At 58.1% G+C, this 25,660-nt stretch carries 21 protein-coding genes, 2 tRNA genes and 1 riboswitch; of the genes, 14 read left to right on the top strand and 9 right to left on the bottom strand.

Translation table 11 applies throughout. From position 1 onward, the window contains the following. Window positions 1-6 precede the first annotated feature (6 nt). Window positions 7-1,287, bottom strand: coding sequence for a serine dehydratase subunit alpha family protein (locus tag J3352_RS07215; protein ID WP_156058744.1), 1,281 nt, complete (start codon window positions 1,285-1,287; stop codon window positions 7-9). A gap of 176 nt (window positions 1,288-1,463) precedes the next feature. Between J3352_RS07215 and ychF the strand changes: the two genes are divergently transcribed. After that, window positions 1,464-2,597: a redox-regulated ATPase YchF gene (gene ychF, locus J3352_RS07210; RefSeq protein ID WP_097771383.1), complete on the top strand. Its 1,134-nt coding sequence runs from the start codon at window positions 1,464-1,466 to the stop codon at window positions 2,595-2,597. A gap of 67 nt (window positions 2,598-2,664) precedes the next feature. Then, window positions 2,665-3,348: a 5'-methylthioadenosine/adenosylhomocysteine nucleosidase gene (locus J3352_RS07205; RefSeq protein ID WP_098924142.1), complete on the top strand. Its 684-nt coding sequence runs from the start codon at window positions 2,665-2,667 to the stop codon at window positions 3,346-3,348. Between the two features lie 16 nt (window positions 3,349-3,364). Here J3352_RS07205 and J3352_RS07200 read toward each other — a convergent pair whose 3' ends face one another. The 3 genes from J3352_RS07200 to malQ form a co-directional block, all read right to left on the bottom strand. Then, the gene (locus tag J3352_RS07200; protein WP_005934706.1) at window positions 3,365-3,805 is read right to left on the bottom strand and encodes a hypothetical protein; all 441 of its coding nucleotides are present in this window, start codon (window positions 3,803-3,805) and stop codon (window positions 3,365-3,367) included. Between the two features lie 60 nt (window positions 3,806-3,865). After that, window positions 3,866-4,660: a diguanylate cyclase domain-containing protein gene (locus tag J3352_RS07195; RefSeq protein WP_156066715.1), complete on the bottom strand. Its 795-nt coding sequence runs from the start codon at window positions 4,658-4,660 to the stop codon at window positions 3,866-3,868. Between the two features lie 194 nt (window positions 4,661-4,854). Then, entirely contained in the window at window positions 4,855-6,396 is a 1,542-nt protein-coding gene (gene malQ / locus J3352_RS07190) for a 4-alpha-glucanotransferase (RefSeq protein WP_156066717.1), read from the bottom strand. A 125-nt stretch (window positions 6,397-6,521) separates the two neighbouring features. Between malQ and J3352_RS07185 the strand changes: the two genes are divergently transcribed. From J3352_RS07185 to J3352_RS14390, 4 genes are all read left to right on the top strand, one after another. After that, on the top strand, window positions 6,522-7,706 hold the full coding sequence (locus J3352_RS07185; RefSeq protein ID WP_156066719.1) for an alanyl-tRNA editing protein: 1,185 nt from the start codon (window positions 6,522-6,524) through the stop codon (window positions 7,704-7,706). Window positions 7,707-7,862: 156 nt separating this feature from the next. Next, window positions 7,863-8,615, top strand: a complete 753-nt coding sequence (trmB, locus tag J3352_RS07180) for a tRNA (guanosine(46)-N7)-methyltransferase TrmB (protein ID WP_156062267.1) — start codon at window positions 7,863-7,865, stop codon at window positions 8,613-8,615. Between the two features lies 1 nt (window position 8,616). Next, window positions 8,617-9,666 carry a putative ABC transporter permease gene (locus tag J3352_RS07175; RefSeq protein ID WP_156066721.1) on the top strand — a complete coding sequence of 350 codons (1,050 nt, stop codon included), beginning with the start codon at window positions 8,617-8,619 and terminating at the stop codon, window positions 9,664-9,666. 241 nt (window positions 9,667-9,907) lie between these two features. Next, a riboswitch (cyclic di-GMP riboswitch) is annotated at window positions 9,908-9,983 on the top strand. A 198-nt stretch (window positions 9,984-10,181) separates the two neighbouring features. After that, window positions 10,182-12,041: a leucine-rich repeat protein gene (locus J3352_RS14390; RefSeq protein ID WP_156066723.1), complete on the top strand. Its 1,860-nt coding sequence runs from the start codon at window positions 10,182-10,184 to the stop codon at window positions 12,039-12,041. Window positions 12,042-12,801: 760 nt separating this feature from the next. Here J3352_RS14390 and J3352_RS07165 read toward each other — a convergent pair. Continuing rightward, window positions 12,802-13,722, bottom strand: a complete 921-nt coding sequence (locus J3352_RS07165) for a sugar phosphate nucleotidyltransferase (RefSeq protein ID WP_156066725.1) — start codon at window positions 13,720-13,722, stop codon at window positions 12,802-12,804. Window positions 13,723-13,884: 162 nt separating this feature from the next. On the opposite strand from J3352_RS07165, the gene J3352_RS07160 reads away from it, so the two are divergent. The 8 genes from J3352_RS07160 (at window position 13,885) to J3352_RS07125 (ending at window position 22,736) form a co-directional block, all read left to right on the top strand. Further along, on the top strand, window positions 13,885-14,661 hold the full coding sequence (locus J3352_RS07160; protein ID WP_242699909.1) for an SDR family oxidoreductase: 777 nt from the start codon (window positions 13,885-13,887) through the stop codon (window positions 14,659-14,661). Between the two features lie 68 nt (window positions 14,662-14,729). Beyond that, window positions 14,730-15,365 carry an RpiB/LacA/LacB family sugar-phosphate isomerase gene (locus tag J3352_RS07155; RefSeq protein WP_005934719.1) on the top strand — a complete coding sequence of 212 codons (636 nt, stop codon included), beginning with the start codon at window positions 14,730-14,732 and terminating at the stop codon, window positions 15,363-15,365. Between the two features lie 432 nt (window positions 15,366-15,797). Next, a complete protein-coding gene (locus J3352_RS07150) occupies window positions 15,798-16,328 on the top strand; it encodes a DUF697 domain-containing protein (protein WP_005934722.1) in 531 nt (176 codons plus the stop codon). Between the two features lie 174 nt (window positions 16,329-16,502). Further along, on the top strand, window positions 16,503-16,919 hold the full coding sequence (locus tag J3352_RS07145) for a DUF1622 domain-containing protein (RefSeq protein ID WP_035394646.1): 417 nt from the start codon (window positions 16,503-16,505) through the stop codon (window positions 16,917-16,919). A gap of 245 nt (window positions 16,920-17,164) precedes the next feature. Beyond that, on the top strand, window positions 17,165-18,907 hold the full coding sequence (locus tag J3352_RS07140; RefSeq protein WP_097773163.1) for an ammonium transporter: 1,743 nt from the start codon (window positions 17,165-17,167) through the stop codon (window positions 18,905-18,907). A 244-nt stretch (window positions 18,908-19,151) separates the two neighbouring features. Beyond that, window positions 19,152-20,432 carry a chloride channel protein gene (locus J3352_RS07135; RefSeq protein WP_097773162.1) on the top strand — a complete coding sequence of 427 codons (1,281 nt, stop codon included), beginning with the start codon at window positions 19,152-19,154 and terminating at the stop codon, window positions 20,430-20,432. Window positions 20,433-20,800: 368 nt separating this feature from the next. After that, window positions 20,801-22,591, top strand: a complete 1,791-nt coding sequence (thrS, locus tag J3352_RS07130) for a threonine--tRNA ligase (RefSeq protein ID WP_156066729.1) — start codon at window positions 20,801-20,803, stop codon at window positions 22,589-22,591. Further along, window positions 22,584-22,736 (top strand): hypothetical protein, encoded by a 153-nt coding sequence (locus tag J3352_RS07125; RefSeq protein ID WP_197036539.1) that lies wholly within the window; start codon window positions 22,584-22,586, stop codon window positions 22,734-22,736. Before thrS ends, J3352_RS07125 begins: the two co-directional genes overlap by 8 nt. A gap of 46 nt (window positions 22,737-22,782) precedes the next feature. Here J3352_RS07125 and J3352_RS07120 read toward each other — a convergent pair whose 3' ends face one another. From J3352_RS07120 to J3352_RS07105, 4 genes are all read right to left on the bottom strand, one after another. Beyond that, window positions 22,783-23,772, bottom strand: a complete 990-nt coding sequence (locus J3352_RS07120) for a helix-turn-helix domain-containing protein (protein WP_156066731.1) — start codon at window positions 23,770-23,772, stop codon at window positions 22,783-22,785. Window positions 23,773-23,970: 198 nt separating this feature from the next. Then, window positions 23,971-25,032, bottom strand: a complete 1,062-nt coding sequence (gene trpS, locus J3352_RS07115; protein WP_005934814.1) for a tryptophan--tRNA ligase — start codon at window positions 25,030-25,032, stop codon at window positions 23,971-23,973. A gap of 202 nt (window positions 25,033-25,234) precedes the next feature. Further along, window positions 25,235-25,311: transfer RNA gene (locus J3352_RS07110), tRNA-Asn, on the bottom strand. Between the two features lie 41 nt (window positions 25,312-25,352). Then, window positions 25,353-25,427 (bottom strand) — tRNA-Glu (locus J3352_RS07105). Window positions 25,428-25,660: the final 233 nt, after the last annotated feature.

Raw genomic sequence — 25,660 nt, 5'->3', positions numbered from 1 at the left:
CGCCGCTCAGCTCATCATCAGCCGGATGATCTCCTCATTGGTCTGCCGCATCCCGTCCTTGCCCAGACGTCCGATGCCCTTGATGGTGGTCTCGATGTCCTTCATCACGATGCCGTCGCCGCCCTTGAACTCCTGATTGCACTTGTACATGTTGTAGCCCAGCAGCGCCGCATCCACCGAAGATGCGATCTTTGCAGCGCAGGAAGCCTTGGCTCCGTCGCACACGATGCCGGACACGATGGCAAGGGCGTTGACCACCGTGTGGATGGCAGCCTGATAGCCGTCGCCGCACAGGTACACGATACCTGCGCCTGCACCCGCACCCGCGCTGACCGCGCCGCAGTAGGCAGACAGGGTGCCGATGCCGGTCTTTTCGTGGATGGCCACCAGATTGGAGATGATGAGGGCGCGGTAGAGCTTTTCCTTGCCGCTGTGCAGCTCCTTGGCGTACTCGATGAGGGGCACCGAGCAGGTGATGCCCTGATTGCCGCTGCCGGAGTTGATGATGACCGGCAGTTCACAGCCGTTCATGCGGGCATCGGAGCCGGCGGCGGCCTTGGCTTTTGCGCGGTTGGAAACATCGTTGCCGTAAGTGGTCAGCAGCACCCGCCCGATGTTGGCACCGTAGTCGCCCAGCAGGCCCTCTTCTGCAATGGCGTTGTTGTAGCGGATCTGCCGTTCCAGCAGGTCTGCCACGTCCCGCAGGTCGGCGGTCTCGGCAAAGTCCCAGATGTCCTGCATGTTCAGCAGGCTGCGGTCGGCGCGGGCATTCTCCTGCACAGTCTCGTCCAGCAGGGGCACCTCGTACAGCACCGTGCCGTTCTTCTCGATGCGGCAGATGTTGGTGTGGTAGTCCGCGATGCGCACCCGGGCGTAGTCCTGCCCGCAGCGCTCGGTGACGACGATGTCAAACACATGCCCCTGCTCGGTGTGCTCGATGGTGATGGGCACCGTCTGCAGATAGTCCCGGATGGCAGACTTCTTTTCCTCGCTGACCTCCGAGATGACCTCCAGCTCCTTCTCGGCGGAACCGGCGATGATGCCTGCCGCCACCGCCGCCTCCATGCCCTTCAGGTGCCCGGTGTTGGGCACGATGACGCTTTTCACGTTCTTGATGATGCTGCCGCTCACCTGCAGCTGCACGCTGTCCGGCAGCACCCCCAGCACCTCGCGGGCTTTTGCCGCCGCATAGGCCAGTGCGATGGGCTCGGTGCAGCCCATCGCCGGGATCAGCTCCTCCTTCAGGATCTCCACATAAGCCTGATAGCGCGGGTCGTTGCGTTCCATAACATCCTCCTGCCTTTCCTTCCGGAAATCGGTTCGTATTTTAAGAACAGTATAATATAGAACTCCCGCCGTGTAAATCTGTTGTTTTGCGCCCATCCCCTTGCGCTCCGGGTTTTCATCGCGTATAATGATAGTTGTATCGTTATGCCAAAAAACGTGTAAGGAGCGTATTTTATATGAAGTTAGGTATCGTCGGTCTGCCGAACGTCGGCAAGTCCACTCTGTTCAACGCCATCACTTCCACCAAGAACGCGGAAGCCGCCAACTACCCCTTCTGCACCATTGAGCCCAACAGCGGCATCGTGGCCGTGCCGGACAAGCGGCTGGACAAGCTGGCCGAGATCTGGCAGACCAACAAAAAAACACCTGCCATCGTTGAGTTTGTAGACATCGCCGGTCTGGTCAAGGGTGCCAGCCAGGGTGCAGGCCTGGGCAACAAGTTCCTTGGCCACATCCGCGAGTGTGATGCCATCGTGCACGTGGTGCGCTGCTTTGATGACGACAACATCATCCATGTGGTGGAGGACGTGACCAAGGCCGAGGCCGTGGACCCCATCGCTGACATCGATGCCATTGACTACGAGCTGATCCTCTCTGACCTCGAGGTCGTTCAGAACCGCGCAGGCCGGATGGCCAAGGCTGCCAAGAGCGGCAACAACAAGGGCGCTGCCGCTGAAGCCGCCTGGCTGCAGAAGCTGGCCGACCACCTGAGCGCAGGCAAGCCCGCCCGCAGCTTTGACTTTGACGAGGGGGATGCCGAGCAGCAGGCCGTGCTGCACGAGATGGGCCTGCTGAGCTCCAAGCCCGTGCTCTACGCCTGCAACGTGGGCGAGGATGATCTGATGGAGGGCATTGAGAACAACCGCTATGTCCCGCTGGTGGCCGCCCGCGCCGCCGAGGAGGGGGCCCGCTACATTCCCATCTGCGCCAAGACCGAAGAGGACATTGCCGACTACTCCCCCGAGGAGAAGAAGGCTTTCCTGGCCGAGATGGGCATCGAGGCCAGCGGCCTGGACAACCTGATCACTGCCAGCTACGACCTGCTGGGCCTCATCTCCTTCCTGACCGACGGCAAAAAGGAGTGCCGCGCCTGGACCATCCGCAAGGGCACCAAGGCACCTCAGGCCGCCGGTAAGATCCACAGCGATTTCGAGCGCGGCTTCATCCGCGCCAGCGTCATCGGCTATGGCGACCTGGAAGCCAACAACTTCGATTATGCCGCTGTCAAGGCCAAGGGCCTGCAGCGCACCGAGGGCAAGGAGTACGTCGTGAAGGACGGCGACGTGATCGAGTTCCTGTTCAACGTCTGATGTATGATAAAAGTGTCTCCCACGCGGCGCGCGGGAGACACTTTTGCCCAGGAGAAAGGACATCTATATGATTATCGGAATTATGGGCGCAATGCCCGATGAAGTCGATCAGCTGTGTGCAAAACTGGAAAACGTCACCGTGGAGCCCTACGGCGGCGTGGAGTACCACAGGGGCACGCTGGCAGGCAAGCAGGTGGTGGTCTGCTGTGCAGGCATGGGCAAGGCCAATGCCGCCGCCACCACTCAGGTGCTCATCACCCGATATGGTGCCGAGAAGATCATCTTCTCCGGCATTGCAGGCAACATGACCAGCAAGATCGGCATTGGTGATGTGGTCATTGGCAAGACGGTGCTCTACCACGATGCCCAGCTGGACATGATCTGCCAGAACCCGCCCTACCTGAAGGAGTACGCCGGTGACCCGGCCCTCATCGCCGCCGCTGAAAAAGCCTGCGCCGAGGCCGGGGTCAAGGCCCTGACCGGCAAGATCGCCACCGGCGACCTGTTCGTGGGTGACAGCGAGACCAAGGCCGCCATTGAGGCCAAGTGCGCCCCCGACTGCGTTGAGATGGAGGGTGCTGCTGTGAGCCAGATCGCCGCCAAGAACGATGTGCCCTGCGTCATCCTGCGTGCCATGAGCGACAACGCCGACGAGGACGGCCACGAGGTGCTGGTGGTGAAGAAATTCAGCATCGCCGAGTACGTGGCTACCGCCACCCGGATCGTGGCGGCCATGGTGGAAGCACTCTGAGCAGCCGGAGCAGCCTTTACAGAAACTGCTCCAGTTTCAGCCGGTTCTCTTCCTCCAGATCCTGCAGCTTCTGCATCAGGCGCTTGGAGCCGGGGGCCGCATCAGGATAATCTTTCTGGCTCTTGATGCAGTCCATCACGCCCTGACTGCTTCCCTCGCTGAGCATTTCGGCCAGATTGCGGGTGGATCTGTCGGTGAGCGTTTTCATGCCGATGCCCATTTTGGTGTTGAGCTTTGCCATGATGCTCTGACCCTGAGCCGTGCCGCCGCAGGCCTCGATGGCGGTGTGGGCCTCCTGATTCAGTTCCCGGTAGAGGTTCCGCTCCCGCAGAAGCTCGGCCCGGAAGGCAGGGTCCTCGGTCATGGGCACAATCTGTTCCAGCGTGTTCTTGCCCATCTCCGTGTTCTGCACCACCGCTTCCAGCAGATTCAGGTTATCATTTTTCTGATTTTCCATACAAAAATCCCCCTTTGTGGCACTAGCTTGTACCGCAAAGGGGGATTTTATGCATTCGGTTTATTTGCTGCAGATCTGGTCGCCGCCGGCGGTCTGGGCCGCCTTCAGGCGCTGCTCACACAGCTGATACAGTGCGTCCCAGTTTTTGCCCCGCACCTCGCCGGTGCAGGCGCAGCCGATGGACTGGGTAAAGGGCACCCGGCGCATCAGGCCCATCGATGCCACGCACGCGCGGGGCATCTCGGCATAAATGCCGTTCAGCTCCTCGGCCAGCTCTGCGCAGTTCTTATCCGCGCAGCCGATGGCGAACAGCGTGTCCGTCAGGCGGCAGACCACCCGCTCTGCAGGGCGGTCGTAATACTTTTTCCACTGGTTGGCCACAAAACAGACCAGCTGGTTCATCACGGCATCGCCCTGCCGGGTGCGCATCCCGTCCTCATCGTCCAGCGCCACCAGCGCCAGCGAAGCACAGCGGTGAGCATCCGTCCACTCATCCAGCCGGGTGCAGAACTCCGTTTCAAAATAGCGGCGGTTAAACACGCCGGTCAGGAAATCGTGATTCATATCGTCCCGGCAGAGCTCCCGCTCCCGCGCGGTCATCCGATCCTCCGGCAGGTCGCTGCCCGCCAGCGGAGCCGTCATCTGCAGCTGCCAGAGCTTGCCGTCCGCCTCGATCAGGCGGCGCAGCACGCAGTCCACCTGCCCATTGCGCAGGACATAATCCACCTGCAGGCCATCGTCCTGCCAGGTGTCCGCGGCCTCCTCATCGGCTTCCGTCAGGGTCACGTCCTCAAAGGCGGTCTGTGCGTTTTCTGCAAAGGTGCGCAGATCCTGTTCCGTCCATTCTTTTTTCATGCGTTTTTCCCCATTATCCGGTGCCGGACTCTCTCCCTCCCGGCACAGCTTTGCCACACGGCCGCTGAAAGCGCAGCCCCATTACCGGAATTATACCATCTTGTGCCAGGCGTTTCCAGCAAAACGCACAAACTTTAACGTAATTTTTTACATTTTCGTCAAACTGCTAAACACACTCCGGGTTTCCGGCCCGGTTATGTACGGCAGTACACGGCGCACTCCGCCAGAATGCGCTTTGCCAGCGCGGCAGTGTCGAACCCATCGGCGGCGCGCCAGCTCCAGTTTCCTCCCAGCTTGCCGGGGCTGTTCAGGTGGGCTTCCTCGCCCAGGCCCAGCCAGTCGGCCATGGGGATGATGGCACGGTCGGCCACAGAGCCCAGCGCAGCCCGGAGCAGCGCGGTGCGGGCCGCCTCTGTTTTGACAGCGGCCACCTCCTTTGCGGTGGGCTGACAGCCGGTCAGATGCAGGTAGGCGGCGGCCACAGCCTTCTCCTTGGCCGATGCGCTCTCGTCCCACCAGGCGGTCAGCGTCGTGTTGTCGTGTGTACCGGGGTAGACCACGCTGTTCTTGACGTGGTTGTGGGGCAGGTACTCGCTGTCCCCGCCGCCGAACGCGAACTGCAGCACCTTCATGCCCGGGAAAGTGCTGTCTGCCAGCAGCTCCCGCACACTGGGGAAGAGCTCACCCAGATCCTCGGCGATGATGGGCAGCTTGCCCAGCGCACCTTCCAGCGCGTTGAACAGCTCCATCCGGGGGCCGGTCTCCCACTTGCCGGTCTTGGCGGTAGTGCTGTCTGCCGGGATGGCCCAGTAGGTATCAAAACCGCGGAAGTGGTCGATGCGGAGCAGGTCATAGATGCCCAGCGCATGGCGGACACGCTGGATCCACCAGGCATAGCCGGTCTGCTTATGGTAGGGCCAGTTGTACAGCGGGTTGCCCCAGAGCTGGCCGTCTGCCGAGAAGTAATCCGGCGGGCAGCCTGCCACCCGGGCAAAGCCGCCGTCTGCATCCAGCTCAAACAGCGGGCCGCCCATCCAGGCATCCACGGAATCTGCCGAGACATAGATGGGGATATCGCCCAGGATCTGCACGTTGTTGGCGTTGGCGTAGGCTTTCAGCTTCTTCCACTGGATGCTGAACTCGTACTGCAGAAACTTCCAGAAGCCGATCTCTTCCTCGTTCTCTGCCTTAAAAGCTTCCAGCGCCTGCGGCTCCCGCTTGCGGTACTCCCGGGGCCACTGGGTCCAGCTCTTCATGCCGTTGGCGGTCTTGAGGGCCATGTAGAGGGCATAATCCTCCAGCCAGCCCTCGTTTTCCAGCGTGAAGGCATAGTACGCATCCGGATAGTAATGGGCACAGCCGTGCTGGCCTGCACACTGCCTGCGCCAGGCGGCATAGGCGGCACGCAGGATCTTGTAGCGGCTGGTGTACAGGGTGCCGTAATCCACGTTCAGCGGGTCCTTGCCCCAAGGCTCGGCCTTGAGCTGGGCGGCTGTCAGCAGCCCCTCGGCTTTCAGAGCATCCAGATCAATGAAATAAGGGTTGCCCGCAAAGGCAGAGCAGCTCTGGTAGGGGCTGTCCCCATAGCCCGTGGGGCTCAGGGGCAGGATCTGCCAGATCTTCTGGCCTGCCGCCGCAAGGAAATCCACAAATTTTTCTGCCTTTTTGCCAAAGCAGCCGATCCCGTAGGGGCCGGGCAGGCTGGACACCGGCATCAGAATACCACTTTCACGCATTGTAAATCCTTCCTCGTCTCAAACTTTTTTGCTGGGGCTTGTCTGTTTTCTATCATAACATAACCGCAGACTATTTTCCACAGGCAAAAAACGTGGTATACTTGTTTTTATATTAGGAGGTGCTTATGCAGCCAACCGAAAAATACTATGAACACGATGCCTACCGCCGGGAGGCGGTGGGGCATATTCTAGCCGCAGAGCCGGACAGCCGGACCGGCGGCGGGCGCATCGCGCTGGACGGCACGGTGTTTTACCCCGAGGGCGGCGGCCAGCCTGCCGACCGGGGCACCCTGACCCTTGCCGACGGCACGGTGCTGACCGTCACCGATGTCCACGAGCAGGCGGGTGTCATCTGGCACATGGTCACTTCCCTGCCCGCCGGGGCGGTGCCCGGGGCCGAAGCCGCACAGGCCATCGACTGGGCATGGCGTTTTGACAAGATGCAGCAGCACACCGGCGAGCACATCCTCTCCGGCATCCTGCACAGCATGTTCGGGGCCGAGAACGTGGGCTTCCACATCGGCTCCGATGCCGTGCGGATGGACACGAACATCCCCATCTCCGCCGAGGGGCTGAAAGCAGCCGAGACTGCCGCCAACCGCATCATCTGGGAGAATGTGCCGGTGAACATCACCTACCCCACCCGGGAGGAGCTGGCCGCCCTGACCTACCGCTCCAAAAAGGAGATCGAGGGGCAGGTGCGGATCGTGACCATCCCCGGGGCGGATGTCTGTGCCTGCTGCGGCACCCACACCGCCTTTACCGGCGCGGTGGGCCAGATCAAGATCCTGGCCGCCGAAAACTATAAGGGCGGCGTGCGCCTGAGCGTCGTCTGCGGCGGGCGCGCGCTGGAAGCCGCGCAGGCCATGCGGGCACGGCAGGCAGAGATCGGTGCCCTGCTCAGCGCCAAGGCCAGCGAGACGGCCAACGCCGTGCACCGGGTGTATGACGAGTACACCGCCCTGAAATTCACCCACTTCGGGCTGTGCAGCCAGCTCTTTGACGCGCTGGCCGCGCAGGTAACACCCGGTGCGGATGCCATCCGCATCGTGCCGGGGCTGGACCCGGACGGCCTGCACCGGCTGGCTGTCCGCCTGACCGAAGCCACCACCGGCCTGTGCGCGGCCCTGACCCCCAACGAAAAGGGCACCGGCTACTGCCTTGCCCAGGCGGGCGGCGATGTCCGTGCCCTGACCAAAACCCTGAACGCCGCCCTCAATGGCCGCGGCGGCGGCAAACCCGGCATCTGTCAGGGAAGCTGCGCCGCTGCACCGGAACAAGTGGAAGAATTTTTGAGAAAGACGAAATAACTCCTTCCGTCATCGCTGCGCGATGCCACCTCCCTCAATGAGGGAGGCTTTGGCTGTACGGAAAGCTTTCCCTCTTCGCCGGTGGCTCCCTCGCTGAGGGAGCTGCCGCCGAAGGCGGCTGAAGGAGTCACACAACATCAAGGAGAATTACAAACTATGAGAATGCGTTTCAAACCCTACGCCCACGATGAGCTGATGGCCGCCGATTTCCACGTCCACGAGCCCCTGATCTGGGGCGGCAAGTGGCACGCACAGTATGCCCGCCCGGAGCAGCCCTTTGTGCTGGAACTGGGCTGCGGCAAGGGCGGCTTCCTCTCCCAGCTGGCCTGCGCCCACCCGGAAAACAACTATCTGGGCATCGACATCACCGACAAGGTGCTGATCCTTGCCAAGCGCAAGATCGAGGCCGCTTACACCGAGGCAGGCCGCCCCATCGATAACGTGAAGATCATGAGCACCGACATCGAGCGCATCAAAGGCGTGCTCACCGCCCAGGATACCGTCAGCCGCATCTATATCAACTTCTGCAACCCGTGGAGCAAGAACGCTTCCTCCAACAAGCACCGGCTCACCTATCCCCGCCAGCTCATCCAGTACCGCGAATTCCTGAAGGACGGCGGCGAGATCTACTTCAAGACCGATGACGACGACCTGTTCCGCGACAGCCTGGAGTACTTCCCCGCTTCCGGCTACGAGATCACCTGGAAGACCTTTGACCTGCACGAAAACGAGCCGGAGTGGAACATCCGCACCGAGCACGAGGGGATGTTCACCGAGATGGGCATCAAGATCAAGGCCCTGATCGCCAAAAAGCTGCCCGGCGATGCCGCCGTGACCTGGATCGAGCCCAAGGTCCTGAAAAAGAGGAAGGCTGCGGAGGAAGCCGCTGCCGCCGCAAAGGAGGAGTAAGATGTCCTTTTTTGTCAACACCATGGTCTGCGGCTTTTCGCTGTATCAGATCCTGGCGTTTTTCCTGATCTACTCCTGCCTGGGCTGGTGTTTGGAGGTCATCTATGCCGCCGTTTCCACCGGCCAGCTGGTGAACCGCGGCTTTCTGAACGGCCCGGTCTGCCCCATCTACGGCTTTGGCATGATCATCGTGCTGTTCACCCTTTCGCCGCTGGCAGACAACCTGCTGCTGCTCTATATCGGCGGCGTGATCCTGCCCAGCGTGCTGGAGCTGGTGGGCGGCTGGGCGCTCTACAAGCTCTACCACACCCGGTGGTGGGATTACAGCGACTTCCCCTTCAACATCGGCGGATATATCTGCCTGGAGTTCTCCCTTTTGTGGGGCGTGGGCACCGTTGTGGTGATGAAGGCCGTTCACCCCGTGATCGCGGGCTTTGTGGCGATGGTCCCCCAGATGGTGGGCTTTGTCCTCATGTGCATCCTGTACGCCTGCTACGCCGCCGACGTGGTGGTGACCGCCTTTGCGGCCTCTGACCTGGCCCGTGAGCTGGATGCCCTGGAAAAGGTGGCCGACAGTATGCACGCCGTGTCCGATGCCATGACCGAGCTGCTGGGCACCACCGCCATGGATGTGGACCAGAAGATGGACGAGAGCCGCCTGCAGCTCAAGCTGGCGGCTGCCGAGGCCCGGGACAATGCCGCCAAACTGAGCCCCCGGGATGCCGCTGCCGCCCTGCGCGCCAAGGCCGACGAGGCCATGGAGGCTGCCCGCAAGTCCTCCCAGGAGGCCCGGCTCAATGCCTCTGAGGCCGCCACTGCCGTCAAGCTGGCTGCCAAGGGCACCGCAGAGCGCACGGCAGAGCTGCTCCGTCTGGAACAGCTGGCCGAAGAGCTGCAGGCCCGCAGCGAGGAGATGCGCGCCCGCACCCGGAGCTCCAAGTACTTTGGCAAGGGCCGTATGCTCCGCGCTTACCCCAAGCTGCGCCACGGCGAAAAGCACCGCTCTCTGGACGAGCTGCGGGAGCGCCTGAAGTACGAGCGCAGGCACTGACCCTGCCCGCTGCAGCAACCCCAAATGCCCCTGACCGGCTTCTTTCGGTCAGGGGCATTTTTCTTGCACTGCATTCTCCATAAAGTCAGGCAGATCTTGTTCTGCTGCACGATTTTGTTTTCTTTATGTTTTTCACATTGTACACTTCTTTTGTATACTTCTCCAAACTTTCTTTCGTCATATTGACAAAAAAAAAAGAAAAGCGTATCTTGTTCTGTGCAAAATGCCATTTCCGCTAAAACTGAAGAATCGGCAAACCAGTCGAAAGGCTGCGACGCAAAGCTACAGGGCCTGTAACATGGCAGCCAGCTGCACGTTATTCTCTCCGGGTAAGGTAATACGAAACCTTGCACCTCCTTGTGAAGATGCGTCGGCTTCCCTTCAGGAGAGCGAGCGCACAGCGGGCCTACAAGGGTTCAGAGCGTCGTACCAGCCGTTTGGCCGGTGCGGCGCTCTTTTGTTTTGGCTGAAATAAAGAGAGTTTTGGGAAAATCATTGAAAAGGAGTAAAGAATTATGAGACCTAAGCGTTTGATCAGCTTATTGGTTGCGGTCTGCATGATGATCACCATGCTGCCCCTGTCGGCAGTCACGGCATTTGCGGCAGATATTCCCGCTCGTGGAGAAGATGAATTTGATTATCAAGGTTTGCGATATAAGAAACTGAGCAGTTCCACTGTCTCCGTTGTGGGGCCTGTGGAAGTACAGACGGAGAGAGTAATTCCTGAAACAGTTGTAAATAATGGTACAACATATACCGTTACAGAAATCGGTGACCGTGCATTTGATTGCCGACTGGTAGACAGCACTCCCTATAAAGATTATGTTGGAAAGCCAAATTTTGTTAGTATAAAAATACCAAAAACTATAACAAGAATTGGGGCATACGCATTTCGCCAGTGTGGTGACTTGCACACTAACTCCGGTCTTGTTAATGTTATTTTTGATAGTGAAAGTCAGTTGAAATTGATTGACCATGACGCATTCGCAAATTGCTGTGCAATTAGAGAATTTGAACTTCCCCGTGAGGTAGAAACTATTGGCGAAAACGCATTCTATGATGATTGGTGTATTAAAAAATTCACTTTTCAAGAAGGCTCAAGACTAAAAAGTATTGGTGGGAACGCATTCCATTGCAATTCTAGTTTACAGAGCCTCACCCTTCCTTCAAGCGTAACTAATATTGACCATCATGCATTTTATCAATGCAGTAGCCTTGATGAATTTGTCATTCCTGATGGCGTTGAAAGTATTGAGCGAGCAATGTTTGCTGAATGTTCAAAATTAAAAACAGTTACTGTTCCAAATAGTGTGAAAAAAGTTGTTCAAAAGGCATTTTTGAAATGTTCTTCCTTAGAAAATGTCGTTTATAAAGGTACTGCTGACCAATGGGATAATTTAATTAACAGTTCGAACTTTGAACAAACGGATAATGGAAATTTCAAAAATCCTACTGTGCTGAAATATCTTTGCACCGTCACTTTTGAAATGAACGGCCACGGCACCGCACCCGTAGCTCAGACTATTTACACTGGCGACAAGCTTGCAAAAGTTGCAGAACCCACCGCCGCCGGGTATACGTTTGGCGGCTGGTACACCGACAAAGAACTGACCAAAGCATTTGATGTTGAAAACGATACCGTTTCCGGCGATACCACCCTGTACGCCAAGTGGGAAGCCATCCCCGACCATGAATTGACTGTGAAAGTCGGCACCTTTACCTACGATGACAACGCCGCCAGCGACAAGGGCAATGTTTACGAGGGTGCTCTTGTTACCGTGACCTTCGACGAAAACAACCAGCTGTGGAAGGACAGCGGCCTGAGCTTTGACCACTGGGATATCCAGTCCAAAGCAAAACTGCTGGACGAAAACGGCGAGGAAATCGTCAACCCCGGCAAGACCTTTACCTTTGTGATGCCCAAAGAGGGCGTGACCATTGAAGCCATGCCCAAGGATGCCACCATTGAAGATGATGGGCCCAATGTGCTGGGCACTGCCGCGATCATTGGTACTGCCGCTGTGGGTACCGCAGTGCTGGGCTATCAGGCCTATTCTCTGGGCGCTGAATTTGCAGGCAAGCTGATGGCTCTGCCCTACTTCCCCAGCAACCGCAGCGCCCTTGCCATGATGCTGTGGGAGGATGCAGGCAAACCCATGCCCGAATCCGAACTGCTCTACCCCGATGTCGGGCAGGAAGAGCAGGATATGGACCTGCAGCACGCCGCCCGCTGGGCCATGGAAAACGAGCTTATCCCTGACCTGAACGATGAGGGCACGGCTCCGGAAGAGATGAAATTCTTCCCGGCCAATCCAGTAAGCAAGCTTGATGTGCTGAATGCATGGCAGAAGGCACAGGAGCTCAAGAACAACTAACGCCATCCCCGAATATTCCCAAATATACGTAGAAGCGCCTCATCCCTCACCGGATGGGGCGCTTCTGCGTTGTAATGTGTCGAATTTTCTGTTATACTGTACCTGTCGGCCTTCCGACCTCGATCTATAAGAGGAAGGGGGTGATTCCTATGGATATTTTATTCTCTTTCATCCTGTCCGTCGCAGCGGGTGTGGTCAGCTACTACATCTGCAAGTGGCTTGAGGAACAGTTCAAGGCCGGTAAGCACTAACCCTTAGCAAGCAGGAAGCCCCTTTGACAGTCGCAATGTCAAGGGGGCTTCTTGTTGCTTTGGTGATCCTATGGATATCACCTTATTCTCTTTCGCATTCCTATTATATGCGTTGGAATGCCAAAAGTCAAGCGTTTTTCGTATACCCACAGCCCCTTGGGATATCAGTGCTTCTACGTTGTAATGAGTCGAATTTTCTGTTATACTGTACTTGTCGGCCTTCCGACCTCGATCTATAAGAGGAAGGGGGTGAGTTTTATGAACTTTATAATCTCTTTTACACTGTCCGTCGCAGCGGGTGTAGTCAGCTATTACATCTGCAAGTGGCTTGACGACCAGTTCAAGGCCGGTAAGCACTAATCCTTAGCAAGCAGGAAGCCCCCTCGGTATTCGCACTACCGCGGGGGCTTCTTGTTGCTACTTGGTGAGTTTTATGAACTGCAACCAATCTCTTTTACAGCTTTATTATATGCTGTATCGCTCAAAAAGTCAAGCAGATTTTGTTTTGCTCACGCCCACAGATCCTCGGGGTACAGGCCCTCCTGGGTCTTCTGGGCGATGGCGGCCACCACGGTGGGCTTATCCTCGCGGTAGGTCACACCGTACCACTTATCGGTGCTCTTGAGCACGGTGACTGCTGCCTTGCCCTCATCGATGAGCTCGCTGGCCACGGTGGGCAGGAAATACTCGCATTTGAGGGGGTTCTTGGGCAGATTCTCACGCAGCCAGCCTGCAAAGCGGCGGTCGGCCTCGTCCAGGAAGCTCTTGCCGAAGCCCCACAGGTTCATGCTGACAGGCGCTTCCACCGGCAGGTCATCCGTGCCCTCACCGGTGAGGGAGGTGCAGCGGATGCCGCCCTCATAGGTCTCGATGCCGGTGCGCTCGGTCACGCTGTGCAGGGTGCCGTCCGGGTTCACCACGCAGACACCGCGGGAGACGGTGCCGTTCTCGGAGACGGTATTTTTGAGCAGGTAGCTCACCATGCAGTAATCGTAAACTGCGCCGTCCTGATGGGTGGACAGATACTCATAGATGACCTTGAAGGCCTCGGGGCCGTAGTAGTCGTCCGCGTTGATGACGGCGAAGGGGCCATCAATGAGGTCTTTTGCGGCCAGCACGGCGTGGCAGGTGCCCCAGGGCTTGACACGGCCCTCGGGGATGGTGAAGCCTGCGGGCAGCTCATCCAGCTGCTGGAAAGCGTATTTCACGTTCATGCCCTGAGAGACGCGGTCACCGATGGCGGCTTTGAAGGCATCCTCGATCTCGTGCTTGATGACAAAGATCACGGTCTCAAAGCCTGCGCGGTGGGCATCATACAGGGAGTACTCCACAATGGGCTGACCCTTGGGGCCCACCGGGTCGATCTGCTTCATGCCGCCGTAACGGCTGCCCATGCCGGCAGCCATGACCACCAATACCGGTTTGTTCATTTTTCTTTCCTCCTGCGTCAGTGCGCTGTTCTTTGAATCTATTATACTCCAAAATTTCCCGGGCAACAAGGGACAGCTTTTCCTTGAATTTTTGCATGGATTCTCACCCGCTGCCGTGATAGAATAGAGGCAATGGAGTTTCCGCAGAAAAGGAGAATGCTTATGTCAACCAAAACTGTCTGGATCACCGGCGCGTCCTCCGGCATCGGGCGGGAGTTTGCCCGCCGCTATGCCCGGCTGGGCTTCCGGCTCATTCTGACCGCCCGCCGCCGCGACCGGCTGGAGACCCTTGCCGCTGAGCTCCGGACGAAACACGGCACCCTCTGCCGCATCGTACCCGCCGACCTTGCGCAGGATGCGCAGGTCACCGCCCTGTGCGAAGCACTGGCAGACGAACGCATCGACCTGTTCATCAACAACGCGGGCTTTGGTGCCTGCGGTGCCTTTTCCGAGACGGACGCGGGCAAGGAGCTTTCCATGCTGCGGGTGAACGTGCTGGCCATGCACCGGCTGTTCAAGTTCACCCTGCGCAAGATGGAAGCCCAGGGCTTCGGCACCATCCTGAACGTGGCATCCTCGGCGGGCCTGCTGCCGGGCGGGCCCTATATGGCGGGCTACTACGCCTCCAAGGCATACGTTGTCAGCCTGACCCGCGGCGTGGCTGAGGAGCTGCGGGAGCAGCACAGCCCGGTCTATGTCTGTGCCCTCTGCCCCGGCCCCGTGGACACCGAGTTCAACGACCGCGCCGACGTGGTGTTCGCCCTCAAGGGCATCACCCCGGAGCTCTGCGTGGAGGAAGCCATGCGCGGGATGCTCCGCCGCAAGACCATCATCGTGCCCAGCCCCCTGATGCGCCTTGCCACCACGGCCCAGAAGCTCGTTCCCACGCCCCTGCTCATGCCCATCCTGGCCCACCAGCAGAAGAAAAAGCTGGGCTGATGGCCGCTTGACAGCGCACCGCCGCTCATGTATCTTAGAGGTATCCGAAAAAACGGGAGGAATGTCCCATGAAAATTGCACTCATCAACGAAAACAGCCAGGCCGCCAAAAACGGCATCATTGAAGCCGCCCTGAAAAAGGTGGTGGAGCCCATGGGCCACGAGGTGGTCAACTACGGCATGTACACCGCAGAGGATGCCGCCCAGCTGACTTATGTTCAGTGCGGCATTCTGGCCGCCATCCTGCTGAACAGCGGCGCGGCCGACTACGTCATCACCGGCTGCGGCACCGGCGAGGGTGCCATGCTGGCCCTGAACAGCTTCCCCGGCGTGATCTGCGGCCATGTGGAGGACCCCGTGGACGCTTACACCTTTGCCCACGTCAACGACGGCAACGCCGTTTCCATGCCCTTTGCTAAGGGCTTTGGCTGGGGCGGCGAGCTGAACCTCGAGTACTGCTTCGAGAAGCTGTTCGGCTTTGGCCACGGTCAGGGCTACCCCAAGGAGCGCGTTGTGCCCGAGATGCGGAACAAGGCCATTCTGGATGATGTGCGCGCCGCCACCTTCAAGCCCCTGATCGAGTGCCTGCAGAGCATCGACCAGGACCTGCTCAAGGGAGCCATTGCAGGCGAGAAGTTCAGCAAGCTGTTCTTCGCCTCCTGCAAGGACGAGCAGCTGGCCACCTACATCAAGACCCTGCTGTAAGCGGAAGCAGCAGGATATATTTTCAAGCGCTTTGCACCCGAAGAGCCTTTTCTTTTTTGAGAAGGCTTTCCGGGTGTTTTTTGTCATTTTTTACATTTCTCAATTGAAATTTTGTCGATTTCAACAATTGACGATATATATATATATATATAATGGTTATAGACAAAATTCATCGAGTTTCGACACTCTTTTGCTGCTTCATGGAGGTGAAGCCAATGGCCGGAAAGCTCTGCCCGAACTGCAAACAATTCACATTTTTCAAAACAGTTGGTGAAAACCGTGAGTGCACCAAATGTGGGTACAAAATGGTCGTTCCGATCCAAAGCAAGGGCCGCGGCGAACGTTGCCCCAACTGCGGAAAACTGACTGTACAAAATCAGGGTGGAAGGAAGTGCTGCACAAACTGCGGCGCAACCTTCAAAGGAGGAAAAAATGGCTAAAACCAAAGTTACAATGCCGGATGACCTGAAGAGCAAGTGCGCCGCTGTCATTCACACTGCCACAACAGCTGCCGCCGCTGCAGGTATTATCCCGATTCCTATGGCTGACACCATTCCCATTACTGCCGCTCAGATTACCATGATTATCGGCTTGGGGCATATCTTCGATATTTCTCTTTCCGAAACGGCAGCCAAATCCATTTTGGGTGGTACAATGGCAAGCCAGACCGGGCGTGCTGTATTTTCTGGCATTATCAAAGGCATTCCCGGTGTCGGAACCGTTGTGGGCGGTGTCATCAGTGCTGGCACTTCTGTTGCATTGACCGAGACCCTTGGCTGGATCGTTGCGGAGGATTTCTATAAAAAGAGCCTCGATCCGACAGCAGAGAGTGTTCTCGATACGGCCAATACAGTTATGAACGGTTTCAATGACTTTACCGGAAGCGTAAATTCTCAGGCTCGTGCATCTGCTGCGGCAAACGCTGCCGCCACTGCAAAAAAGACCAAAAAGCGCTTCTTCTAAGTACATCCTATAAGTAAAAAGCCGTAACGCAGTTTCGATTGTGTTACGGCTTTTTTGGCTTAATTTTTCTTCAATTGACTTTTCCCCGGAAACCGGATACACTAATCCTATCCAAACACATCCTGCTCACCCTGAAAAGGGCGGTTTATGATACGAAACACGAGGAAGTCTAATATGGCATGGTTATACCATTTCAATCAGATCGTCACCCACGGCATGGAGGGGTTTCTGGAGACGGCGGTGCCGCTGATCTCCGGGTTGGCTGAGATCATCGGCCTGTTCATCATCGTCACCAGCCTTGTCAAGGCCACCTACCACTATGTGCGGGTCACCTTTTTCCATGGCCAGCACGATTTCCTCCACGAGATGTCCAGCGGCCTGACCACGGCGCTGGAGTTCCTGATGTCGGCGGAGATCGCCAAGACCTTCCTGTTGCAGAATCTGGAATCGGTGGTGCCGCTGGCGGCCACCTTTGCCCTGCGGGCCATGATGAGCCTGATGCTCCACTGGGAGATGGAGGGCGGGCACCGCTCCGGCCGCAAAAAGGAAGAAACGCCCGCCGGTGAGGCTGAGAAAAAGAATGACTTATAAAGTTTCCCTCTTTTTTCTCGGTTCTGGGTTGTGTAAAACGTAAAAATCGTGCCCCGGCTCTTGACAGTTTTGCACAAAGGGGCTATACTCGTGCCATCGAAAGCAAAGGCGCTGACGGAAGTGATTCCGCCAGCGCCTTTTGTGTTTTCGCTGGATATTGCTCGGGAGGAATAGAGGGCCTCCTGAACAAGGCTCCCGCGCACATTCGGTGCGGGGAGCGCATTACAAACCGGGGAGGTATTATAATGTTCAGTTCCATAAACACCTGTTGGGTGCTGGTTGCGGCATTCCTGGTCTACTTTATGCAGGCCGGTTTTGCGCTGTGTGAGGCGGGCTTTACCCGCGCCAAAAACACCGGCAACATCCTGATGAAAAACATGATGGACTTCTGCATCGGCACACCGTGCTACTGGGTCATCGGCTTCGGCCTGATGTTCGGCGGCACAAGCGCGTTGATCGGCGGGTTCGATCCGTTCATTCAGGGCGATTACAGCCACCTGGGGCTTGATATCCCGCTGTGGGTGTACATCGTGTTCCAGACCGTGTTCTGTGCCACGGCAGCCACCATCGTGTCCGGCTCCATGGCCGAGCGCACCAACTTCAAGGCTTACTGCGTTTATTCCGCTGCCATTTCGCTGGTGGTCTACCCCATCTGCGGCCACTGGATGTGGGGCGGCGGCTGGCTGCAGAGCATGGGCTTCCATGATTTTGCCGGTTCCGCAGCCGTTCACAATGTGGGCGGCGTGATTGCCCTGCTGGGTGCCGCAATGCTCGGCCCCCGCATCGGCAAGTACGATAAGGACGGCAACCCCCACGCCATTCCCGGCCACAACCTGACCGCCGGTGCGCTGGGCGTGTTCATCCTGTGGTTCTGCTGGTTCGGCTTCAACGGCGGCTCTTCCCTGAGCCTTGCCACCGACGAGGCCATGACCCTGACGGGTCTTGTCTGCTTCAACACCAACCTGGCCGCTGCCGTTGCCACCTGCGTGACCATGATCTTCACCTGGCTGCGCTACGGCAAGCCCGATGTCTCCATGACCCTGAACGGCTCTCTGGCCGGTCTGGTCGCCATCACCGCAGGCTGCGACGCGGTCTCTCCCTTCGGTGCCTTTATCATCGGCTTCGTGGCCGGCATCCTTGTGGTCCTGAGCGTTGAATTCTTTGATAAGATCGCAAAGATCGATGACCCCGTGGGCGCTGTCTCCGTTCACTTTGCAAACGGCGTGTGGGGCACCATTGCCGTGGGCCTGTTCTCCAACGGCGGCGACGGCGTGGGCAAGGGCCTGTTCTACGGCGGCGGCTTTGCACAGCTGGGCACCCAGCTGCTGGGCCTTATCACCGTTGATGTGTACGTTGTGGTCGTGATGTTCATCATCTTCAAGATCATCGACAAAACCATCGGCCTGCGCGTCCCCGCCGAGGTGGAGATCGACGGCCTGGATATCCACGAGCACGGCCTGGCTTCCGCTTACGCCGGTTTCTCCATCTCCGATGCCAACGCCGCTGCCATGGTGCCCAACGAGAACACCGATCTGGGCGAGGATGATGCCTCCAAGGCAAGCGCCGTGCAGATGAACGCTGCCGTGCCTGTGGTCAAGGAGCCTGCCGTCATCCACGATGGCATCTACGACACCGGTATGCACAAAGTGTCCATCATTGCAAAGCTCTCCAAGTTCGATCAGCTCAAGACCGCGCTGAACGATCTGGGCGTGACCGGCATGACCGTGACCCAGGTGATGGGCTGCGGCATCCAGAAGGGCACCACCGAGAAATACCGCGGCGTGCCTGTGGACAGCACCTTGCTGCCCAAGATCAAGGTCGAGGTCATCGTTTCCAAGATCAGCGTGGACGCTGTGGTGGATGCCGCCAAGAAGGCCCTGTACACCGGCCACATCGGCGATGGCAAGATCTTTGTCTACAACGTGACCCGCGTGGTCAAGATCCGCACCGGCGAAGAGGACTTCGCCGCCCTGCAGGATGTGGAGTAACGCTCCGCACAATTTCAACCGCTGTCCCGCTTTGAAAGCGTGACGATATTTGTTCTCCTTGTTCTCCTTTTCCTTTTTCTGAAATCCATTCGGCAGAACCCCTGCTTCCTCCGCACAAGGAAGCAGGGGTTTGTCGTTGTCATCACGATGTGAGCCCCCCTGCAATGGTTCCGGGTTGACATCCCTGTGCGGGCGTGTTATTTTGGGGTGTAAAATTTTCAGTTTTTTTGTATCAGGAGTTTCTATGAGCAACTTGAATGATTTTAACCGCGAGGCCAAAGCCGCCCTGTGGGTGGTCCTGCAATGGCTGCTGCTGGCCGTGCCCACGGGTCTGGTCTGCGGCGTAGTCGGCACAGCGTTCCACCTGAGCGTGGAGTACGTCACCGAGCTGCGGGCCGCGCAGAGCTGGCTGCTGCTCTGCCTGCCGCTGGCGGGCCTTGCCATCGTGGCACTCTACAAGGTCACAAAGTGCGAAGGCGTGGGCACCAACAATGTCATCCGCGCCGTGCAGAGCGGCGAGCCGGTCAGCCCGCTGCTGGTGCCCGCCATCTTTCTGGGCACGGTGCTCACCCACCTGTGCGGCGGTTCTGCCGGCCGCGAGGGTGCCGCTTTGCAGATGGGCGGCAGCATCGGCTGGAACGTGGGCAAACTGCTGCATCTGAGCGACTACGTCCGCCGCACTGCCACCATCAGCGGCATGGCCGCGTTCTTCTCCGCCCTGTTCGGCACCCCGCTGACCGCCGCCCTCTTCGCCATGATGGTGGAGGACGTGGGGCTGACGTTCACCTCGGCCTTTATGCCCGCGTTCACGTCGGCCCTCATTGCTTACGGCGTATCCCTGTTCTTCGGGATCGCCCCGACCAATTTTGTGCTCAATTCCATCCCGCACCTGACGCTGGAAACCGCGCTTCAGACCGCCCTGCTGGGCATTGCCTGTGCCGCCGTGACCCGGCTGTTCTGCTGGACGCTTCACACCCTGGAACACCAGCTGCCCAGGCGGATGCCCAACCCCTGGCTGCGGGCTTTTGCGGGCGGTGCAGCCGTGGTAGCGTTCTCGTATCTGTTCGGTGTCGGGCGGTACAACGGGGCCGGAATGGCCGTCATTGCCGATGCCGTGGAGCAGGGAGCCGCGCTGCCCTGGGATTTTCTGTGCAAGATCTTCCTGACCGCGCTGACGCTGGCGGTGGGCTTCAAAGGCGGCGAGGTGGTCCCAAGTTTCTACATCGGGGCGACCTTTGGCTGCATCGCCGGGCCATGGCTGGGCCTGCCCGCCGGGTTTGCCGGTGCCATCGGTCTGGTCTGCGTGTTCTGCGGAGCCACAAACGCCCTGATCCCCTCCATCCTGCTGGGATTCGAGCTGTTTGGCGGGCAGGGGCTGGAGCTTATTGCGCTGGGCTGCGGCGTGTGCTACATGCTCTCGGGCCACCACGGCCTCTACATCAGCCAGACCTTTGTCACCAACAAGCTGCGGCCGGAGTACGCCTCCCACAAGTGGCAGATCAAGCTGAAGAAAAAAGAAGAATGATTTTTCGCAGATTTTCGCCGTGGAGAGCTTGATTTTTTGCCGCCATCGTGCTACAATCAGCGTAGTTTCATCCTGACCAAAGCGATGATGCGGACAAACCGAAGCTCGTTCCCCATGACGCAGAGAGGGCTGCCCCGGATACCGGGTGCTGCAAGCAGCCTGCCGTGCATCGGGCTTCTACCACCGCAGAGCGCAGAGGAGAACCTCTGCCGGGTGCGCCCGTTACAGCACAGCGAGTGGCGTGTTCTCAAGGGCACGCAATTCGGGTGGAACCGTGGAACGCGTGAAATCTTCAGGCGCTTCATCCCGTAAATTTGAGCGGGATGGAGCGCTTTTTTGTTTTAACTTTCATCAAAAGGAGAACCACTATGAAGATCATCTACAAAGACGGCCATGTGGACGAGTGCCCGCAGGACCAGGAACTGCATGTTATCCGCCACACCGCTGCTCACATCATGGCGCAGGCTATCAAGCGCCTGTACCCCGAGGCTGACTTTGCCTTTGGCCCCGCCACTGAGAACGGCTTCTACTACGATGTCGATCTGGGCGACACCAAGCTCACCGATGACGATCTGGCCAACATCGAAAAAGAGATGCGCAAGATCTGCAAGGAAAATCTGGCCATCAAGCCCTTCATCCTGCCCCGTGACGAGGCTGTGAAGCTGATGGAGGAGCGCCAGGAGCACTACAAGATCGAGCACATGGCTGATCTGGCCGACGAGACCGAGTTCAGCTTCTTCCAGCAGGGCGAGTACGTTGACATGTGCATCGGACCCCACCTGACCTACACCAAGGCGCTGAAGGCCTTCAAGATCACCCAGCAGTCCGGCGCATACTGGAAGAACGACAAAGAAAACAAGATGCTGACCCGTATCAACGGTGTGGCATTCCACAACCAGGAAGAGCTGGAAGCCTGGGAGAAGGAGCAGCAGGAGGCCCGTGAGCGCGATCACCGCAAGATCGGCAAGGAGATGGGCCTGTTTATGACTGACGACCTGGTGGGCCGCGGCCTGCCCATGTTCCTGCCCGCAGGCTACACCGTCTGGCAGGAGCTGGAGAACTATATCAAGGAGAAGGAGCGTGCACGCGGCTACCTGCACGTGATGACCCCCTGCATCGGTACCGTGAACCTGTACAAGACCTCCGGCCACTGGGATCACTACCGCGAGAACATGTTCCCCGCCATGGAGATGGAGGGTGAAAGCTACGTCCTGCGCCCGATGAACTGCCCTCACCACATGATGATCTACGCAAATCGTCCCCACTCTTACCGTGACCTGCCCATGCGCATCGGTGAGATCGCACACGATTTCCGCTACGAGTCCTCCGGCACCCTGAAGGGCATTGAGCGCGGCCGCCACTTCTGCCAGAACGATGCCCACCTGTTCTGCACTCCGGAGCAGATCAAGAGCGAGGTCGCCGATGTCTGCAACCTGATCTTCGAGACCTACAAGGACTTCAAGATCACCGATTACCGCTGCGTTCTGTCCCTGCGTGACCCCGCCGACAAGAAGAAGTACCACGACGACGATGCCATGTGGAACCACGCCGAAAACGCTCTGCGCGAGGTGCTGACCGAGCTGGGCATCCACTTCACCGAGGAGATCGGCGAGGCCGCCTTCTACGGCCCCAAGCTGGACGTGAACGTCAAGCCCGCCGTGGGTGCTGAGTATACTCTGTCCACCTGCCAGCTGGACTTCTGCCTGCCCGCAAAGTTCCACCTGACCTATGTGGACAAGGACGGTTCCGAAAAGACCCCCGTTGTTCTGCACCGTGCGATCCTGGGCTCCCTGGACCGCTTCATGGCCTACCTGATCGAGGAGACCAAGGGCAAGTTCCCCACCTGGCTGGCACCTGTTCAGGTCAAGGTCCTGCCCGTTTCCGAAAAGACCCTCGAGTATGCGGAGAGCATCACCGAGAAGCTGGTGGAGGCCGGTGTCCGCGTGGCTCTGGACGATGACAACCAGAAGATCGGCTACAAGATCCGTGCCGCACAGCAGGTGGACCGTGTGCCCTACATGCTGGTTCTGGGTGCAAAGGAAGCCGAGGCCGGCAACCTTTCTGTCCGTGACCGCAAGGGCGAGACCACCACGATGGAAGTGGATGAATTCATCGCAAAGGTCACCGAGGAGATCAAGACCCGCAGCTACAATGCCTGATATTGTAAAAATAGAGCTGCAAAGTGAAGAGCATCCAAACGAAGAAACCATTGCTGCCATGTTGGAAGCCGAGCGCATTGCGCGAGACCCCAATGTAAAGCATGATACGGATTTGGATGAACTATTTGCAGATTTGAAACGTTAAATGAACAGCGCCGCTTTCCCATGACCGGGAGAGCGGCGCTGTTCGTTTACTGATTTTTTCGGTCTGCCCACGCACGGACGGCCGAGTAGAGGGCGGCGAAGACAAGCCCGGCCACGGCCCAGATGATCCAGCTCTTTTCCCAGTTGTTGTTCCAGAAGCTGACAGCGAGGTACACCGCCGTTACAAGGCACCAGTAGGCCCCGGCAAACCAACCGACGCGGCGGTTCGTCCACTTTTCGCGGACGGTGTATTCCCCCGTTTGCAGCAGCTTATCAAAGCTGCCCTGGGTCATCCCGGCCCGGATGAACAACTGTACTGCACCGGCCACAATGGCCAGCAGCAGGCCGACTGCGGCAGCGACCCAGAAGTCTGGTACTCCCAGCATGGCCGTACCCAGGATCGGCACCACGGCCAGCACACAGAGCACCACGCCCTGGGTCATGCTGCGGCGGTAGGTGGGCGCATACTCCTGTTTCTGCCGCTCCACGATGCCCTCCACACCATAGGCAAGGGCGATCTGCTCTTTTTCCAGATATTCAAACGCTTCCAGCCGGATGGCGGCGGGCAGGATGAGCAGCAGCCCCAGCGCAACGAAGAGCAGCAGGAAGATGACACCGAGCCCTGCCATCCGCTCTTCGCTGGGTGTACCATCGCTCCATGCGCCCAGAACAAGCAGCGCGATGGGGCTGAGGATGCACAAGCCCACACCCGCCGCCACCTTCCCATGCACGGCCTGCACCGTGCTGAGATATGCGTTTGCCTCGTCAAATGAGACGGTGCGGCAGGGTTCTGTCACCCGCTCTTCCTTCGGCAGCGGGGCCGTGGCATCGGGCTGTTCCAGCTCATCTTTTAATAAGTAGTCGGTGCTCACTTCAAACAGAGCACTCAGCTTCAGTATTTTATCCAAGTCGGGGATGGACGTTCCGCCCTCCCACTTCGAGACCGCCTGGCGCGAGACATTCAGCTGATTGGCCAGTTCCTCCTGGCTCCATCCATTCTGGCGGCGGAGAAGGGCAATTTTTTCTGCTAAGATCATAGTGTTCTCTTTTCTGCCGCAGGGCGGCGTATCAATGGATTCCGGCGGACGTCCTCTATGCTGTTATCATAGCAGATTTTCCAGTTGACAACCACCAATTGCGGCTTGAAATTTGTCAACCAGCGGTTGCAGCCACGCAAAAACCGCCTGCACCCAGCATAATCGCATGGGCACAGGCGGTTTTGTTTCTACCATTTGTTACTTCAGCAGGTTATTATCCGCGAAGTAGTCAATGCGCATGGCTTTGCGGACATTGGCCAGGGTGGCGGCAGCGGTCTTTTCGGCCACGGCGCTGCCTTCCTTCAGGATCTCCACGACCTCGGGCAGGCGCTGCTCCCACTCCTTGCGGCGGTTGCGGATGGGCTCCAGCTCGGCCTGCATGACGGCGTTGAGGAACTTCTTGATCTTCACGTCGCCCAGACCGCCACGCTGATAGTGGGCCTTGAGCTCATCGAGGTTCTGGTACTCCGGCAGGAACTCGGCGAAGTGCTCAGGGCGGCTGAAAGCGTCCAGATAGATGAACACGGGGTTACCCTCCACCTTGCCGGGGTCCTGCACCCGCAGGTGGTTGGGGTCGGTGTACATGGACATGATCTTCTTCTTGATGTCCTCGGGCTCATCCGACAGGTAGATGCAGTTGCCCAGGCTCTTACTCATCTTAGCCTTGCCATCGATGCCGGGCAGGCGCAGGCAGGCGGCATTCTGGGGCAGCATGATCTCAGGCATGGTCAGGGTCTCGCCGTAGACGGCGTTGAACTTGTGCACGATCTCGCGGCACTGCTCCAGCATGGGCATCTGATCCTCACCGGCCGGCACAGTGGTGGCACCGAACGCCGTGATATCCGCTGCCTGGCTGATGGGGTAGGTGAAGAAGCCCACCGGGATGCTGGTCTCGAAGTTCCGCATCTGGATCTCGCTCTTCACGGTGGGGTTGCGCTGCAGGCGGCTCACCGTGACCAGATTCATATAATAGAAGCTCAGCTCCGTCAGCTGCGGCACCATGGACTGGATGAAGATGTGGACCTTGTTGGGGTCCAGACCGCAGGCCAGATAGTCCAGTGCCACCTGCAGGATGTTCTGGCGGACCTTCTCCGGGTTATCGGCATTGTCCGTCAGGGCCTGCGCGTCAGCGATCATAATATAGATCTCGTCGAACTTGCCGGTGTTCTGCAGGCGCACGCGCTCCTTTAAAGAGCCAACGTAGTGGCCAACATGCAGGCGGCCCGTGGGACGGTCGCCGGTCAGAATGATCTGTTTCATTGTAATTCTTCTCCTCAAAAGTCTCCTTGCTCCGCCTTGCCTTTTCCGAAAAACGTTCTGCTTCTGCCAAGGGCTCCCCTACCAGGGGAGCTGGCCGCCGCCAGGCGGACTGAGAGGTTTAATCGTTATTTATAAGTATATCCCCCGCCGCATTCGCTGTCAACAAAAAGAAAAAAGCGATGGAACATTTCCATCGCTTTGCTGGCGCCTCTTGCCTGACTCGAACAGGCGACACCCTGATTAACAGTCAGGTGCTCTAACCGACTGAGCTAAAGAGGCATCTATATAAAACGGCATACAGCCGTTTTACTACTATAAAATGGTGACCCGTACCGGAATCGAACCGATGTTAAAGGCGTGAGAGGCCTCTGTCTTAACCGCTTGACCAACGGGCCATACGTCCATTTTCGCATCGGGGTTTCGCTCCCGACTCGATTATTTTAGCATAGCAGTCGTACTTTGTCAACAGGAAATTTCAAGTTTTTCAGAAATTTGTGCTGCGGGCCTCCCGCCCCGGTTTTTCCGCTCTGGGATACCCGCTTGCATCCAGAATCGACAAAATATTATCAAAGTTGTGTTTTGGGTCTCTTTTCTTTATTTTGTTCGCCGCGGTTCCCCTTTCTTCTTA

The sequence above is a fragment of the Faecalibacterium sp. Marseille-Q4164 genome (genome assembly GCF_017377545.1).
In the GTDB taxonomy this organism is placed as follows: domain Bacteria; phylum Bacillota; class Clostridia; order Oscillospirales; family Ruminococcaceae; genus Faecalibacterium; species Faecalibacterium duncaniae.
Note: the sequence above shows the minus strand (reverse complement) of the source record. Positions and strands in the feature narration are given on the sequence as shown.

Coding starts and splice junctions, on each gene's coding strand:
- J3352_RS07215 (WP_156058744.1), bottom strand. CDS start 1,287: ATGGAACGCAACGACCCGCGCTATCAGGCTTATGTGGAGATCCTGAAG.
- ychF (WP_097771383.1), top strand. CDS start 1,464: ATGAAGTTAGGTATCGTCGGTCTGCCGAACGTCGGCAAGTCCACTCTG.
- J3352_RS07205 (WP_098924142.1), top strand. CDS start 2,665: ATGATTATCGGAATTATGGGCGCAATGCCCGATGAAGTCGATCAGCTG.
- J3352_RS07200 (WP_005934706.1), bottom strand. CDS start 3,805: ATGGAAAATCAGAAAAATGATAACCTGAATCTGCTGGAAGCGGTGGTG.
- J3352_RS07195 (WP_156066715.1), bottom strand. CDS start 4,660: ATGAAAAAAGAATGGACGGAACAGGATCTGCGCACCTTTGCAGAAAAC.
- malQ (WP_156066717.1), bottom strand. CDS start 6,396: ATGCGTGAAAGTGGTATTCTGATGCCGGTGTCCAGCCTGCCCGGCCCC.
- J3352_RS07185 (WP_156066719.1), top strand. CDS start 6,522: ATGCAGCCAACCGAAAAATACTATGAACACGATGCCTACCGCCGGGAG.
- trmB (WP_156062267.1), top strand. CDS start 7,863: ATGAGAATGCGTTTCAAACCCTACGCCCACGATGAGCTGATGGCCGCC.
- J3352_RS07175 (WP_156066721.1), top strand. CDS start 8,617: ATGTCCTTTTTTGTCAACACCATGGTCTGCGGCTTTTCGCTGTATCAG.
- J3352_RS14390 (WP_156066723.1), top strand. CDS start 10,182: ATGAGACCTAAGCGTTTGATCAGCTTATTGGTTGCGGTCTGCATGATG.
- J3352_RS07165 (WP_156066725.1), bottom strand. CDS start 13,722: ATGAACAAACCGGTATTGGTGGTCATGGCTGCCGGCATGGGCAGCCGT.
- J3352_RS07160 (WP_242699909.1), top strand. CDS start 13,885: ATGTCAACCAAAACTGTCTGGATCACCGGCGCGTCCTCCGGCATCGGG.
- J3352_RS07155 (WP_005934719.1), top strand. CDS start 14,730: ATGAAAATTGCACTCATCAACGAAAACAGCCAGGCCGCCAAAAACGGC.
- J3352_RS07150 (WP_005934722.1), top strand. CDS start 15,798: ATGGCTAAAACCAAAGTTACAATGCCGGATGACCTGAAGAGCAAGTGC.
- J3352_RS07145 (WP_035394646.1), top strand. CDS start 16,503: ATGGCATGGTTATACCATTTCAATCAGATCGTCACCCACGGCATGGAG.
- J3352_RS07140 (WP_097773163.1), top strand. CDS start 17,165: ATGTTCAGTTCCATAAACACCTGTTGGGTGCTGGTTGCGGCATTCCTG.
- J3352_RS07135 (WP_097773162.1), top strand. CDS start 19,152: ATGAGCAACTTGAATGATTTTAACCGCGAGGCCAAAGCCGCCCTGTGG.
- thrS (WP_156066729.1), top strand. CDS start 20,801: ATGAAGATCATCTACAAAGACGGCCATGTGGACGAGTGCCCGCAGGAC.
- J3352_RS07125 (WP_197036539.1), top strand. CDS start 22,584: ATGCCTGATATTGTAAAAATAGAGCTGCAAAGTGAAGAGCATCCAAAC.
- J3352_RS07120 (WP_156066731.1), bottom strand. CDS start 23,772: ATGATCTTAGCAGAAAAAATTGCCCTTCTCCGCCGCCAGAATGGATGG.
- trpS (WP_005934814.1), bottom strand. CDS start 25,032: ATGAAACAGATCATTCTGACCGGCGACCGTCCCACGGGCCGCCTGCAT.